At 68.5% G+C, this 13676-nt stretch carries 16 protein-coding genes; 6 read left to right on the top strand and 10 right to left on the bottom strand.

What is annotated here, in order from left to right:
- From RE027_RS11555 to RE027_RS11535, 5 genes are all read left to right on the top strand, one after another.
- The coding region (locus tag RE027_RS11555; protein ID WP_368808413.1) for a hypothetical protein at nucleotides 1–185 on the top strand (185 nt) is incomplete at its 5' end.
- A gap of 357 nt (nucleotides 186–542) precedes the next feature.
- Nucleotides 543–1262 (top strand): GAF and ANTAR domain-containing protein, encoded by a 720-nt coding sequence (locus RE027_RS11550; RefSeq protein WP_368808412.1) that lies wholly within the window; start codon nucleotides 543–545, stop codon nucleotides 1260–1262.
- Nucleotides 1263–1832: 570 nt separating this feature from the next.
- On the top strand, nucleotides 1833–2039 hold the full coding sequence (gene cspE, locus RE027_RS11545; protein ID WP_368808419.1) for a transcription antiterminator/RNA stability regulator CspE: 207 nt from the start codon (nucleotides 1833–1835) through the stop codon (nucleotides 2037–2039).
- A 99-nt stretch (nucleotides 2040–2138) separates the two neighbouring features.
- On the top strand, nucleotides 2139–2360 hold the full coding sequence (locus RE027_RS11540) for a helix-turn-helix domain-containing protein (protein WP_368808418.1): 222 nt from the start codon (nucleotides 2139–2141) through the stop codon (nucleotides 2358–2360).
- Nucleotides 2361–2543: 183 nt separating this feature from the next.
- Nucleotides 2544–3494, top strand: a complete 951-nt coding sequence (locus RE027_RS11535) for a helix-turn-helix transcriptional regulator (protein ID WP_368808411.1) — start codon at nucleotides 2544–2546, stop codon at nucleotides 3492–3494.
- Nucleotides 3495–3804: 310 nt separating this feature from the next.
- Here RE027_RS11535 and RE027_RS11530 read toward each other — a convergent pair whose 3' ends face one another.
- Both RE027_RS11530 and RE027_RS11525 read right to left on the bottom strand, forming a co-directional pair.
- Nucleotides 3805–4773, bottom strand: a complete 969-nt coding sequence (locus RE027_RS11530) for an NAD(P)/FAD-dependent oxidoreductase (RefSeq protein WP_368808410.1) — start codon at nucleotides 4771–4773, stop codon at nucleotides 3805–3807.
- Between the two features lie 129 nt (nucleotides 4774–4902).
- Nucleotides 4903–5553, bottom strand: a complete 651-nt coding sequence (locus tag RE027_RS11525) for a hypothetical protein (protein WP_368808409.1) — start codon at nucleotides 5551–5553, stop codon at nucleotides 4903–4905.
- 547 nt (nucleotides 5554–6100) lie between these two features.
- Here RE027_RS11525 and RE027_RS11520 point away from each other — a divergent pair.
- Complete coding sequence (locus tag RE027_RS11520; protein WP_368808408.1) at nucleotides 6101–6346, top strand: hypothetical protein; 246 nt, start codon at nucleotides 6101–6103, stop codon at nucleotides 6344–6346.
- 95 nt (nucleotides 6347–6441) lie between these two features.
- On the opposite strand, the gene RE027_RS11515 is transcribed toward RE027_RS11520, so the two are convergent.
- The 8 genes from RE027_RS11515 to RE027_RS11480 form a co-directional block, all read right to left on the bottom strand.
- On the bottom strand, nucleotides 6442–7479 hold the full coding sequence (locus tag RE027_RS11515; protein ID WP_368808407.1) for an excalibur calcium-binding domain-containing protein: 1038 nt from the start codon (nucleotides 7477–7479) through the stop codon (nucleotides 6442–6444).
- Between the two features lie 338 nt (nucleotides 7480–7817).
- Nucleotides 7818–8294 carry a heme-degrading domain-containing protein gene (locus RE027_RS11510; protein ID WP_368808406.1) on the bottom strand — a complete coding sequence of 159 codons (477 nt, stop codon included), beginning with the start codon at nucleotides 8292–8294 and terminating at the stop codon, nucleotides 7818–7820.
- Complete coding sequence (mgrA, locus tag RE027_RS11505) at nucleotides 8295–9344, bottom strand: L-glyceraldehyde 3-phosphate reductase (protein ID WP_368808405.1); 1050 nt, start codon at nucleotides 9342–9344, stop codon at nucleotides 8295–8297.
- 47 nt (nucleotides 9345–9391) lie between these two features.
- The gene (locus RE027_RS11500; RefSeq protein WP_368808404.1) at nucleotides 9392–10018 is read right to left on the bottom strand and encodes a bifunctional 4-hydroxy-2-oxoglutarate aldolase/2-dehydro-3-deoxy-phosphogluconate aldolase; all 627 of its coding nucleotides are present in this window, start codon (nucleotides 10016–10018) and stop codon (nucleotides 9392–9394) included.
- A complete protein-coding gene (locus RE027_RS11495) occupies nucleotides 10006–10749 on the bottom strand; it encodes an IclR family transcriptional regulator (RefSeq protein WP_368808403.1) in 744 nt (247 codons plus the stop codon). The genes RE027_RS11500 and RE027_RS11495 overlap by 13 nt, the downstream gene beginning before the upstream one ends.
- 7 nt (nucleotides 10750–10756) lie before the next feature.
- The gene (locus RE027_RS11490; RefSeq protein WP_368808402.1) at nucleotides 10757–11671 is read right to left on the bottom strand and encodes a sugar kinase; all 915 of its coding nucleotides are present in this window, start codon (nucleotides 11669–11671) and stop codon (nucleotides 10757–10759) included.
- A complete protein-coding gene (locus tag RE027_RS11485) occupies nucleotides 11643–13148 on the bottom strand; it encodes a tripartite tricarboxylate transporter permease (RefSeq protein ID WP_368808401.1) in 1506 nt (501 codons plus the stop codon). The genes RE027_RS11490 and RE027_RS11485 overlap by 29 nt, the downstream gene beginning before the upstream one ends.
- Nucleotides 13145–13669, bottom strand: a complete 525-nt coding sequence (locus RE027_RS11480) for a tripartite tricarboxylate transporter TctB family protein (protein ID WP_368808400.1) — start codon at nucleotides 13667–13669, stop codon at nucleotides 13145–13147. The genes RE027_RS11485 and RE027_RS11480 overlap by 4 nt, the downstream gene beginning before the upstream one ends.
- Nucleotides 13670–13676 lie beyond the last annotated feature (7 nt).

Genomic DNA, 13676 nt, shown 5'->3' with positions numbered 1-13676 from the left:
GGGTACGCCCCGGGGAGATGATCGAGGTGTGGGATGAGCACCACCTGCGCCATGCCGGCACCGTGAGTCAGATGGCGGCCCACCTCGGGGTGCTGTGGGTGCGCGAGGCCAGCAGCGGGATCCCCAAGCTGATCCCCGCCGACGAGTACCGGCTGCGCCACGCTTCGATGGCCCACGCCGTCTGAAGCAGGAGCAGCCCTCCCCAGCAGCCCGTGCCTCTCCGGCAGAGGCAGCCTCCGGCCGGTGCTGCACCAGCACGATGCGTGAGGCCCGCCCCGGCACGGTCACCCCGTGCCGAGGCGGGCCTCACCATCTGTGAAGGCCTTCCCGCGTCGTCAGAGTCCTGGCCCGGGGCAGCCACAGCACCAGAAGCGGCGCCCACTGCGCGATCATTCACCGGCTGCCCGGCCCGGTGCGGCCAGGCGTAACCGTTGATCAAAAGGGGTAGCCATCGTGGGAGAAACCACCGGACTTCGAGGCCGCCACGACAGTCCACGATGCGCACTGGACTCGATCCGCCCCGCTGGACCCAGGAGGTCCCCATGCACACTGAATCCTCCGCGATGGAACTGACCGCGGTCTTCGCCCGCATCCAGAACATGCTGCTGTCCCAGGAGCACGCCACCGCCGCGGTGCACCAGCTGGCCCAGGTCGCCCAGGCTCTTATCCCCGCGGCCGCCGGAGCCGGGGTCTCGCGGTTCGACGACCAGGGCACCAGGACCAGCACCGCAGCCACCGACCGTCTCGTGGAAGCCGCCGACGTCCTGCAGTACGAGATGGGGCAGGGCCCGTGCCTGAGCGCCTGGGCCACCGAAAGCCTCCAGCGCGTCAACGACACCACCGACGATGACCGGTGGCCCGCCTGGTGCGTGGCCGCGGCCGCCTCGGGGATTCTGTCGATGATCAGTGTCCCGATGGTGTTCCAGGACCGGTGCCTGGGGGCGATGAAGGTCTACGCCACCGTCGGCGATGCCTTCACCGACCACGAGGAGCGGCAGCTGGGCCTGTTGGCCGCCGCGGCGGCGACCCTGCTGGGCGCAGCCCAGACTACGGACGCCCCGCAACGGCTCAGCGCCGCGCTGCAGACCGGGCTGGAGGATCGACAGACGATCGACCGGGCCACCGGGATGCTGATGGAACAACGGGCCACCGACCCCGATGACGCCCATTGCCTGCTGCTCACGGCCGCCCGAGCCCAGGGCCGGCCCATGGCTGAGGTCGCCCGCCAGATCCTTCAGCGCCGCCCGGACTCGCAAGGGTGAGGAGCACCCGTGGAGGACGACGGTGCCGGAGCAGAACAAGCCCGCCCGCTGCTCATGGTCATCGACCGCGCCGGCATCGCGGTGAAGCAGGTGTGGTTCCACTACCTCACCCTGGGCGGCCAAGCCGGGGAGATCGAGGTCGAAGCCTACCTGCACCACTGCCTGGACCTGCCCGGGCCCCAGCGGGACCTGCTGGCCCACGTCGCCAACGAACTCATCGACCGGCAACCTCCACTGCGGGCCCCTACACCTGCGAGCTGCTCCACCGTGAGTACTCCAAAGGCGCAGAATGAACACCCCTTCCGCAGGTCCTGTATCGCAGTGCCCCGAAACGGTGCCAGGTGGACCGTGGACAGCGGCATCAAGACCGCAGGTGTCGCCTGTCACTGTGCATTAGGGCCGGACCGCGTACAGTGGAACGTAGTTGTTGAAGTTTCGTTCTTGCAGTTCAAGCAGTTCGCCCGATCCGGGCGCAGCAGTTTTTCTGAGAAGACGTTCATGGCAGGCATCGCAACGCCCGAGCACCCCGATCGCCGGGGACGCTCCGTTTCCCAGAAAGACAGGTTCCCCATGACTACTGGCACCGTGAAGTGGTTCAACGCCGACAAGGGCTTCGGCTTCATCACCCCCGAGGACGGCTCCAAGGACGTGTTCGCGCACTTCTCCGCGATCAACTCCGGCGGCTACCGCTCCCTGGAGGAGAACCAGCGCGTGGAGTTCGAGACCCAGGACGGCCCCAAGGGCCCCCAGGCCGCGAACATCACTGTCATCTCCTAAGATCGCACTGATCTCCATCTGAGATCACCGGCATGGGGCTGAACGCCCCGACGCCACTCCAGGAATCGCCACCCGGCCCCGGCCCGGTGGCGATTCCTCATTCCGGCCCCGGACCTCTGGCGGCGAGCCCCATCCTTCCTGCTACGCCGGCGTGCGGGGAGGCTGGAGGCCGCCCACGCCGATCTGCTGGCCGCCGATCCCACCACCGGGTCAACCGTGGCGGAGGTCGCCGCCCGGTGGGGTTTCGCCCATCAGGGGCGGTTCGCCGCCGCCTACCGCCCCCGCTACGGACAGGCGCCCTCGACTACCCTGCACACCTGATCCCGCTACATGAGGTCCCCGGCGGTGGGGACTTGAGGGAGGTCATCTGTTGCGCAGGGACTGGTCGGGGTTCGGGCCGGTGGCTAGCCTGGAAGACATGACATCGGCCGTGGTGACCAACCCCTGCCGCTGGGGTGTGCCGAGGCCGGCCAGGCTGCTGGAGCCGGCCCTGGGGGTGCGGCCGTGAACCGGGCGCAGCCGGTCCGTCTGCGGTTGTCGACCACCGACCCGGAGCTGGTCAACGAGCACCTGTCCCAGACCTATGCAGGTGCCCAGATCCGAGCCTCCGGTGATGACCCGGCCTTCGTGTACCGCCAGGACGTGGACGGAGACACGGACCTGACCCTGGCCCGTTTCTACCTCCGGGGTCAGGGCCGGGTGAATCTGAGGCTCGAGGACAGGGTCACGGTCAGCCTGCCGGGCTCGGGAACCCATCGCTGGGAGATCAACGGGCACCGTGGCACCGGCCTGGCGATGAAGCAACCAGATCAGGACTACCGCGCCGTCCTGGAGTCCTTGAGCCTCGACACGGTTGATCTGCGACTGGCCACTCTCGTGCGGACCGCCCGCACCGTCTACGGCAACGAGGCCCTGCCTGTGAGCTTCACCGCCCCGGATCCGGTGTCGGCACGGATGGCCGCCTACTGGAAGGCCACCCATGCCTTGGTGCGTCAAGGACTGACCGATCCCGCCGTCGCCGACGTTCCGTTGCTGCGCGTGGACCTGTTCCACCGGATGACGGTCGCCACCCTGGAGACTTTCCCCCTGGCCGGGGACCCTCAGGCCCGGCGGGAGACGGTGGCGACCCGGCAGGCCGCCTACACCCGGGCGGTGGAGTTCATCCACGCGGCCCTCTCGCTGCCGATCACCGTCGAGGACGTCGCCCGCCACGCGAACCTCAGCACCGTCGAGCTCACGCGCACGTTCCGCGCCCAGGCCGGCACCACCGCCGGAGCCTATCTGCGCCGGCTGCGGTTGGCGGCCGCCCACCAGGACCTCCTCCGAGGTGATCCGACCGCCGGGGACACCGTGGCCGCGGTCGCCGTGCGCTGGGGCTTTGCCTATCCCGGGGACTTCGCCCGACGCCACCGGGCTGCCTACGGGCAGAACCCCGCACACACCTTGCGCCACTAGAGCCTGACCTGCGAATCAGTGAGGCGGTCTGGTGAACCGTCAGAATGGTCGGCCGTGGGGAGCTGACAGATAAAGCATGGGAGCGGATCGAGCCGTTGTTGCCTGTCTCGGGCCGGGCCGGGCCGGGGCGGGCGGTGGCGGGACCACCGGCAGGTACTAACACCTGGTCTCACAGCTCTCTTGCCCGACGCAGTCGGCCGGGTGGATGAGCGTGACGGCGTGCAGCACCAGCGAAAGCAGTGTCCTTGCTTCGGACCTGACCCCGGCCGGCCTCAGCGCTGTGGGCTGCTCCACCGGTGGATGCCTGTGATCACTCGGTGGTGAAGCGGTCGGTGGGCGGGGCCGGATCGGGCGCCCGGTCGGTGGTGCTCTGACCGTGTAGGGAGGTGGCGCAGGCGACTCCGGCGGCTACGCCCTGGGCCATGGCAATGGGCACCAGTTGCAGGCCCGGGGCGATGTCCCCGGCCGCATAGACCCCTTCAACGCTGCTGAGCTGGCACACGTTGACGACGACGTGCCCCTCGTCGTCGAGCTCGCACCCCAGATGGGCGGCGAGGCTGTTGGTGGGGTGGTGGGCGTAGGAGAAGAACACTGTGGTGCCTTCCACCACGCGCCCGTCGGCCAGCCGGAGGCCCTGTAATGCCCCCGGAGCCCCAAGCAGAGCTTCGGCCACGCCGTCCACGACCTCGATCCCGTGCTCGTGCAGAGCCGCGCGTTGGTCCTCGGCGAAGGCCCGGTCGGTGGTGTCGGTGACGACCCGCACGGTGTCGGACCAATCCAGCATCTCCGAGGCATAGGCGGGCATGTGACTACCGGTGCCCAGCACGATCACCGCCTGGCCCCGGATGTCGAACCCATCGCAGGCCGGGCAGTGGTAGACATCCGTGCCGTAGTGGTCCTCGAAGCCGGCAATCTGCGGGAACTCATCCCGCACCCCGGTGGCCAGCACGATCCGCTGGGCAGTGATCTCCATGCCGTCGACGGTGGCCAGGAACCCGCCGCCCTCGGTGCGCTCCAGGTCGGCCACCGTCCCGTCGTGGAGGGTCACCTGGGGGTACTGCTCCAGCCCGGCGCGGGCCTGGGCCAGCAGCGTGTGCGGGCTGATGGGGTCCCTGCCCAGCAGGCCGTGGGTGTGGTCGGTGAACCGGCTGCGGTGCTGCCCGGCATCGACCACCAGGGTGGAGCGCTGGTACCGGCCCAACCAGGTCGCCGCGGACAAGCCGGCGACACCACCACCGACGACCAGGGCGTCAACAGCGGAAGGCAGATCACGGCTCATCGGTTCTCCTCGGTCTGCGGCGGGCATGCCACCGGTTGGCTGGCTCCACCCTACGGCCTGCCCTGAGCGTCGTGCCGAGGACGGGCACAGACAGATCGAAGCAATCGATGGTGCCGCTGCGGCCTCGGGCTATGGGGCGGGTACCAGGTCGGCGGGCGCCTCGTCGAGGAGCTTGCACACGTCGAAGACGTAGGCGGTGGAGTTCTCGGTGATCTCCGCGGTGAGCGCCTGCGGGAACTGCTGACCCAGCTCATTGGGTGCCCTGTCGTAGATGACGGTCTCCGTCAGGTCCCCGGAAAGGTAGAGGAAGGTCTCGGGCAGCCCTGCCTCGGCGAACGCCTCCGCCTCCACCTCGTCGGACGCGGCCACGATCGCCGGCCCAGGGCGGTCGTAGGTCACCGTCTGGCCGTAGGGATCGTAGATCTCGAACCAGGTTCCGGACACGGCTACCTCCTCGAGCGAGGCATCGTCGGAAAGCCGGTCCACATCGACGGTGAGGTTGCCGCGGTACTCCACCACGGTCGCACCCTCGTCGTTGATCAAGGTCCGGTACTGCATGTCGAACACGTCGCCGGGGTAGACAAAGATGTGCGACCCGCAGGCCGGGTAGGTGCGGTTCAGATCGACGTTTTCCGGATAGGGGAGGAACTTGCCGTGCATGCTGGGCGGCGGCCAGGGCACCTGGTCCAGTGGGCCAGCGGGAGAACCGGCCGCCGACGGGGCGGTGGCGACGACGAGGGCGGCGACGAGGACTGCAGCCCGCCGCGAGGTGGTGTTCATGGTTGATGACCCTTGCTGGTCGGCCGTCTGTCTCGGTCCGGGAGCCCTGGAAGCTGGCAGAGCCGTGGCCGGCGGCGGGAATTGTGGCAGAGGCGCAACCGCGGGTCGTGCCGGTCGCCCTCGGTTGACGGTCTCGACTAAACGCGGGACCGCGGGCAGGAACTGCACGCGGGGGTCGGCATCGTCACGGCTCGACCCCCATAGGCACAGTGTCGGCCCGCGATCACAGCAGGGCGCCGACCCGTGTCTCGATCACTCCCCGATCGTTATGGCTCGCTGACCTAGCCGGTCACATTTGATGTGCTGTCTGTGCACGCGGAGTCTGCACCGAACACGGCACCGCCCCCGAGCCGGTGGCCGGCGCGGGGGCGGTGCGTGCGGCGGGCCGGGATCAGCGCCGAGCCGGCAGCTGCGGGGCGGCGGTCAGGCCGGTGGCCGACAGCTGGTTGCTCTCTACGGCCTGGGCGCCGCGTGTTCAATCCGCGCAATATCGCAGCCCAGTTACGATCGTGCTCGCCAGCAGACCACCGAGCAGAGGAGCGCCCGCATGTCTGTGGAGATCGCCGAGGACGGCGCCGTCGTGGCCGCCGGCCAGACTGTCAACTACGCCACCGCCTACGACTGGGCCGTCGACAACCAGGAGAAGATCACCGTTCTGGTACAGGACACCAGAGCCTTCGTCACCGTGATCGCCGAGGCCGAGGCCGCCCCGGCCGAGCAGCAGCAGGTGGCGGTGCGCGAGGCATTCACCGCCGGCCGACCCCAGCAACCCGGGGCGTCCTGGAGCTCTTGAGCACCGACCGGGTGCACGGCGAAGCCCCGCCCTCCTCATCCCTACTGGGGTGCGGAGGTGCGGGGCTTCATTGTGCTGGCGGGGGGGGGGCGGGCTCAGCTCTCGCAGGCCACCCCGTCGCCGTCACGGTCCAGCTTCGGGGCGTAGCCCGGGGAACCGCGGTAGATCGGGGCGGCACCGGCAGCCTTGGCCTCCGTACAGTTGGCCCATCCGCCGGCCGGAACACCCGGGGCTGCCGGTGCCGGCTCAGGCACCACCGGAGCGGGTGCTGGCGCCGCGGGCTCCGGGGCAGGCGCCACGGGAGCGGGCTCAGGCTCGGGCTCCAGGGGAGCCGGCGCGGGAGCTTCCGCGACTGGTGCCGGGGCGTTGCCGGGGATGTCGCCGACAGCCACGGTCGCGTCCGTCGGCAGGGCCTGGCCCTCACAATCGGCCAGCACCTCAGTCATGGCGGCCTTCTCGGGGGCGGTGACCCACAGCTCGTACTTGGCCTTGACCGCGATCTGGATGGCGACGAACTCGCAGTGGAAGTCCACGTTGTCCGGCAGCCACTCATCGGCCGGTTTGTCGGACTTGGACTGGTTGGCCGGCCCGTCCACAGCCAACAGGTTCAGCGGGTCGTTGGCCAGCTCCACGCGCTGGTCCTGGGTGAGGTTGCGGGCCCCAGTGGTCCAGGCGTTGCCCAGGGAGACCACGTGGTCGATCTGGACCTCGGAGGAGGTGGCCGGCCCGCGCACGAAGTTGATCGTGGTGGCGGTGTAGGGGTCCGGGTCCAGGACCCCGGAGTCGACGGTGCACCCGTCGGCGGAGACGACGTCGTCGAGGTCACGGTTGAGGACCTCGTGGCGGGTGTCCTCGCAGTCCCCGTCGGCGTCGATCCACCCGCCGAGCAGTCCTGCGCGGTCGTAGTCGGACATCGTGCGCCGGGCGGCGAACTTCAGCCCGTTGAGCGCGGTCAGGGCCTCGGAGGAGGCGTCCGGCGCCGTCGACGGCGTCTCAGCCGGCGTGGCGGAGGGGGTCTCGGCGGGAGCGCTGGAGGCAGCGGGGGAGGACGCCGCCGTGCTCGCAGCAGGGTCGGGGCTGCCGCCCGGTTCGGCCGGGGTGCTGGAGCAGCCGGTAAGTAGGGCCAAAGTCATGGCCGCCGAGGGTCAGGCCGCAGCACTGCGGCCGCGGGCACGGCGAAGATGGCCCACGGTGTTCGGACCACCGTCCACCCTGGAACGGACCCCGGCGAGCATGGGGGCTGGCCCGGCTTACGTTGACTCTGTGACCTGCCCCATGGCTCTGGTGTTGCCGTAGGTGATCGGCGACCTGCTGTTGCCATGACGGCCAGAATCTGCCGTCCTGCAGGGAAGAGCAACAACGCCACAGATCACCGGAGACATCACGTCTCTGGTGATCTGTGGCGTTGAAGTGGGTTCAACACTAGTGACCGGTGGAGGAGAGGTTTGCGGGCGCGGTCAATGAGTTCCGATCACCGCCCCGAAAGAAAAGTGCGCAGTTGCTGTACGAGAAACGCGTGGTCGTCGCGTTGGGGCAACCCGGACACCCCGACGGTGCCGACGACGAGCCCGGATTCAAGCAATCTGATGGGAAATACTCCGCCGTTGGCGGCGTAGCGGTGTGCCGGTAGACGAGAGTCTTCTTCGAAGTTCCGTCCCAGCGCCCGGAACTGCTCGCCCACTCCCATGGAGCTGCGCTCGAAGTGCGTGACGACTGCGGCCTTACGCTCGAGCCATGCGTCGTTGTCCGGGGTGGCTCCTGGTAGTGCCGTGTGGAAGACCCGTTGCGCGCCCAGGGTGATGCCGATGACCAGGGGCAGTCTCTGCTCGAGTGCTGCTTGGCGCAGGGCGGTGCCCAGGCGCCAGGCATCTTCGCGGTCAAAGGTGCTGAATTGCAGATCTTGCTCATCGGCCTGGATCTGCTCGTGGTAGGTGCGGTCGTCGGTCATTTAGGCCTCGCTCGAGACGGTCCAGAGGTTGAGCCCGCCGTCGAGGGCGTGTTCCTCGATGCGTGAGAGCTCATCATCGGTGAATGCGGGGCCCTGCAGCCCCTTCACGGTGTCCTCCAGCTGCTCGGGTCGGCTGGCGCCGACGAGCACAGAGGAGATCCTGGAGTCCTTGAGGACCCAGGCGACGGCCATCTGCGCCAGGGATTGGCCTCGTTCCTCGGCGATCCGGGCCAGGGCGCGGACGTGGTCTAGGTTCTCCTCGGAGAGCATGCCGTCCTTGAGGGTTTTGCCCTGGGTCGCCCGGGAGCCCTCGGGTACGCCGTTGAGGTATTTGCCGGTGAGCAGGCCCTGGGCCAGGACGGAGAAGGCGATGCACCCGGTGCCCTCGGCTGCCAGGACGTCGAGAAGACTGGGGTCTCCTTGCTCGACCCATCGGTTGAGCAGGGAGTAGGAGGGCTGGTGGATCAACAACGGGGTGCCCAAGCTCCGCAGGGCGGTCGCGATCTCCTGGGTGCGTGCCGGGGAGTAGGAGGACACACCTGCGTAGAGGGCCTTGCCCTGACGGACTGCGGTGTCCAGGGCGGCGGCGGTCTCCTCTACGGGGGTTTCCGGGTCGAAGCGGTGGCTGTAGTAGATGTCCACGTAGTCCAGGCCGAGGTTGTCGAGGGACCGGTCCAGGGCGCTCAAGAGGTGCTTGCGGGAGCTGCCGGTGCCGTAGGGGCCGGGGGAGAACGGGTAGCCGGCCTTCGTGGAGATCACCAGTTCATCGCGCAGTCCACGGAAGTCCTGGGACAGGATCCGCCCGACGTTGCGTTCTGATGATCCTGCGGGAGGGCCGTAGCCATCGGCCAGGTCGAAGTGGGTGATACCCAGGTCGAAGGCCTGGCGGATGATGGCGCGCTGCCGATCCAAGGGGGTGTCGTCGCCGAAGTTGTGCCACATGCCCAGGGAAACGGCCGGCAGCTTCAGGCCGCTGTTACCGACGCGGCGGTACTGCATCGTGTCGTACCGGGTGGAGGCCGGGGTGTAGTGGCTCGTGGTGTTCTGCACGGGTGGATGTCCTTGTCCTCGTGGTGGTCGGTGAGCGGCTGTGGCTCTTATCGGGCGGTGGTGGGTGCCGATGGCATGAGTTGCGCCAGGAGTTCCAGCTGGGCCGGGTCTTCCAGGGCGGAGCCGACGGCGACGACGTCGGCTCCGGCTCCGAGATACTCCGAGGCGTTGCGGGCGTTGATTCCGCCGGTGGCGACGATCTTGATCTCGGGGAAGGGCCCGCGCATCCCGTGGAACCAGGAGGTCCCGAGACTGTTCGCGGGGAACGCTTTGACCCAGCGCATTCCGTGGTCGGCGGCGTGCTGGATCTCCGAGGCTGTGGCCACTCCGGGGAGGTGGGCCAGGCCTGCCGCGAGGCTGGCCCGGGCCACGGTGAGATCCAGGCCCGGGGCGACGGTGAACGCCGCCCCGGCCGTGATCGCCTGCTCCAGGCGCTCCAAACTGATGACGGTGCCTGCACCCACGACACGGCCGTGGTCACGGCCGGCGGCCACGGTCGCGACCAGGGCTTCGACGGCTGCGAGGGATTGGATGGGGACCTCTACACAGTCGATGCCCAGTTCCCAGGCCCGGGTGGCCAGCTCGACGGTGCGCCGCGGGGTGTAGCCGCGCAGGATAGCCATGACGGAATTGTGGGCGAACGTGCTGTCGAAGAAGTCGTCTACGGACGCCATCCCAGCTCCTCGGAGATCGTGGTGGTAGTGGTTCTCAGTGCCGGTAGCAGTTCGGAGAGGTCGTCCATGGTGGCGCGTGCTTTCAGCGCGGTGATGGACACGGCGCCGATCACTTGACCGGTGGCCTCCCGTAACGGCATAGCCACACAGTTGACGAAGTCCTCGTACTCCCCGTCGTCGACCGCGTACCCCTGTTCGACCACCTGGCCCAGCTGCTCGAGGAACTGCTCGCGCGAGGTGATCGTCGTGGAGGTGTAGCGGGAGAAATCGGTGCCGTCGAGCATGTGCTCCACGAACTCGGGGGGCTGGTAGGCAAGGATGGCTTTGCCGACCCCGGAAGTGTGGATCGTGACCGGGTGCCCGATTTGGGAGTACAGCCGCACCATGCCTGGTTGCTCGATCTTGTCGGCGTAGACGATGGACCGGCCCTGGACGGCGGCCAGGTGCACCGTGTGCCCACACCGGCGCCCCAGTTCTTGCAGATAGGGGTGAGCGATGTTGGCCAGGTCGAACTGTTCCAGGGCGAGGTTGGCCAGTCCGGCCAAGCGGTAGCCCACGCCGTAGCGTCCGTCTTCTCGGCGTCGCGTCAGCCCGCTCTCGGTGAGTGTCTGCAGGGTGCGCAGAGCGGTGGAACGATGAATCTTGAAGTGCGCGCCGACCTCACTGGGCGTGCGTGGCTGGGCACTGACGTACTCAAGGATCTCGATGGCGCGCTGAATGCTCTGTGACATGGGCTCACTACACCAGATCGAAGTCATGGACGCTGGACAGGGCCCGGGTGGCCACAGCATGACCCAGCGCCAAACGTGCCCCGGGCTGTTCTCCGGTGAGCAGGCCGGACAGGTAGCCGGCAGCGAAAGCGTCGCCTGCGCCCACCACCTCCACGACCTCCACCGCGTGGGCGGGAACGAACACCGCTCCCGTTGCGGAGACGTCTGTGGCCCCTACTGCCCCGTCCTTGACCACCAGGTGGCGTGGTGCCCCGAGGCTCTCGTAGAGCTTGTCGGGGTCTCCGGTGCCCCACAGCGTCTCCGCCTCGTCCCGGCCGACGAACACGATGTCGGCCTGCCGGGCGTAGTCGGCCAGCACGGGTCCTGCTTCTTCGGCGCTCCACAGCCCCGGGCGGTGATTGACGTCGAAGGACACGCAGGTGCCGTGGGCGCGGGCAGTGGTGAAGGCCGTGTCCAGCAGGGCGCGGCAGCTGGGGGAGAGCCCAGCGGTGATGCCCGACAAGTGCAGCAGCGGCAGCCCCGCCCAGTCGATGACGTCAAGGGCGGACGGGCCCATTCGCGATGCCGCAGAACCTGAGCGGTAGTAGTAGACGGTGGTGGCGGACTCTCCGGGGTCTTTGAAGTACACCCCGGTCGGGGCACCGGAGTCCGCGCTGACCAGTGAGGTGTCGACCCCGTGTGCTTGGAGTTGGCGCAGCAGACGCCGGCCCAGGGGGTCGTTGCCCACCCGACTCAACCAGGCGGTGCGGTGCCCCGCCCCGGCCAGATAGAGGGCCACGGTGGATTCTGCGCCACCGGCCGAGAGGATAAAGCTCTGGGCGGTTTCGAGGGGTTCGGCATCGGCCGGGGCGACGAGGGCCATGGTCTCGCCGAGGCACAGGACCGAGGGGCCCTCACCGGACGTTTTCAGGAACTCGTGCACGGAGCTTTCTCGCTTTCGAGGTGGAACGAAGCCAGGGCAGCAGCACAGCGCCGAGACTGAGGAGGAGGAGGGCGACCGCGATGGGACTGGTGAGCACGGTGCCCATGCCGTCGATGACCAGGGCCCGCCGGAGATTGCTCTCTGCCAGGGGACCGAGGATGAGTCCCAGCACCATGGGACCGGCGGGGAAACCGAACCGGCGCATCAGCAGGCCGACGAGGCCGAAGCAGAGCATGAGGACCACATCGAAGACGCTGCTCTGCACCGCATAGGTCCCCACGATGCAGAAGGAGATGATGATCGCGGTCAGGTACTGCTGCGGCAGGGCGAGCAACTTCACCACGCCCTGCATGCGTACCAGGGCCAGACCCAGGGCCAGCAACGTGGCCAGCACCATGATCACGGCCAGGCTGTAGACCAGATCGGGGGACTCGACGAACAGCGCCGGACCGGGCTGCAGCCCCCAGATGATCATGGAGCCGATCATCACCGCCATCACGGAGTCCCCGGGCACACCCAGGGCCAGGGTCGTGGTGACGGACCCGCCCATGGTGGCCGTGCTCGCGCTGTCGGCCGAGGCCAGGCCCTCGAGTGAGCCGTGCCCGAAGCGTTCGGGGTGCTTGGACGCCCGCTTGGCCTGGGCCCAGGCGATGACGCCGGCGATGTCGCCACCGGCAGCAGGAACGACGCCGACGACGGCGCCGACTCCGGTGCCGATGGCAGAGGGTTTGAGCAGCTCCCGGCGCTCTACCCGGGTAGGCCACCACGCGCCCAGCTGCGTGATCGGGGTGGGAGTGTTCCGGCGTCGCGTCTCGACGAGCTGGTTGAACAGCTCGGCGATGCCGAACAGACCGATGATCGCTGCGATGAAGGGGATGCCGGAGCTCAGCTCGGACAGCCCGAAAGCGAACCGTGTGTCGCCGGTGATGGGATCGCGTCCGACGGTGCCCAGCAGGAGCCCTGCCGCACCGGCGACGAGGCCGCGCAAGACGTTGCTGCCCGAGACGCCGACCATCATGGTCAGACCGAACACCACAAGAGCGAACATCTCGGCCGGACCGAACCGCAGTGCCACCGAGGCCAGAGGCTGGGCGGCGAGCACGAGGATGAGAATGCCGGCCAATGCTCCTGCCGCGGAGGCCAGGGCGGAGCTGGTCAGGGCGATGCCGGCCCGGCCTTGTTTGGCCAACGGGTACCCGTCGAAGGTGGAGGCGATCGAGGCCGGCGTGCCGGGTGTGTTCACGAGGATGGCCGGTACCCGGTCGCCGAACTGCGCCGCCACGTAGATGGACAGCAGCACGGCCAAGCCCTGCAGGGGTTCCAGCGTCAGGGTGAACCCGGCCGCCAGTGCAACCGCCATCGTGGCCGTGATGCCCGGCACGGCCCCGACCAGTGTGCCCAGGAGGACACCGATCAGCAGGCACAGGCCGATGGTGGGGTCCAGGAGAGCGGTGACGCCCGTGGTCACGGCGTTCACAGTGGCACCCGCAGCAGCAACCCGAACAGCCCGTACAGGATCGCCGCGGTCAAGACCGGGAAAACGATCAAGGCCTTCACGCCTCGCCCGCCGGTGACGAACATCAGAGCGGCCAGGAAGACCGCGGTCACCGGCAGGAAGTGGAAGAAGTACCACCCGAAGCCGTAGACCACGATGGCCGCGACAACGGCTCCCAACCGGCCCAGACCGTGAGCGCTCACCGGCTGCTCCGACACTGGATCGGGCCGCCGCAGAGCCACGAGCCCAATGGCAACAGCACCGGCCACGAGCACCCCACCAAGCACCATCGGCCACCACTGTGGGCCGATGGATGCGCCCACCGACGAGGTCTCCAAGGTGTGGGCGGACCACATCGTGGTGCCGCCGAGGATGGCCACCGCCAGGGCCACAAGCAGACCCCGCTGATTGGTACCACCAGCCTTCGGTGAGGACTGCGCATCCAGACCATAGTTGGAGGGTGTTGTCTCACCGCCGGGCAGCCGGTCCGTGGCGCCGATCACCGGGGTG

The organism is Kocuria sabuli, assembly GCF_040981185.1.
GTDB lineage: Bacteria > Actinomycetota > Actinomycetes > Actinomycetales > Micrococcaceae > Kocuria > Kocuria sabuli.
The sequence above is the reverse complement of the archived record's forward strand: the minus strand, read 5'-3'. Positions and strand labels throughout refer to the sequence as shown.

Bases quoted from the DNA above. Each gene is read 5' to 3' on its own strand.
- RE027_RS11500 (WP_368808404.1), bottom strand. From the start codon at position 10,018: ATGGCGTCCGTAGACGACTTCTTCGACAGCACGTTCGCCCACAATTCC.
- RE027_RS11495 (WP_368808403.1), bottom strand. From the start codon at position 10,749: ATGTCACAGAGCATTCAGCGCGCCATCGAGATCCTTGAGTACGTCAGT.
- RE027_RS11530 (WP_368808410.1), bottom strand. From the start codon at position 4,773: ATGAGCCGTGATCTGCCTTCCGCTGTTGACGCCCTGGTCGTCGGTGGT.
- RE027_RS11525 (WP_368808409.1), bottom strand. From the start codon at position 5,553: ATGAACACCACCTCGCGGCGGGCTGCAGTCCTCGTCGCCGCCCTCGTC.
- cspE (WP_368808419.1), top strand. From the start codon at position 1,833: ATGACTACTGGCACCGTGAAGTGGTTCAACGCCGACAAGGGCTTCGGC.
- RE027_RS11520 (WP_368808408.1), top strand. From the start codon at position 6,101: ATGTCTGTGGAGATCGCCGAGGACGGCGCCGTCGTGGCCGCCGGCCAG.
- RE027_RS11550 (WP_368808412.1), top strand. From the start codon at position 543: ATGCACACTGAATCCTCCGCGATGGAACTGACCGCGGTCTTCGCCCGC.
- RE027_RS11510 (WP_368808406.1), bottom strand. From the start codon at position 8,294: ATGACCGACGACCGCACCTACCACGAGCAGATCCAGGCCGATGAGCAA.
- RE027_RS11515 (WP_368808407.1), bottom strand. From the start codon at position 7,479: ATGACTTTGGCCCTACTTACCGGCTGCTCCAGCACCCCGGCCGAACCG.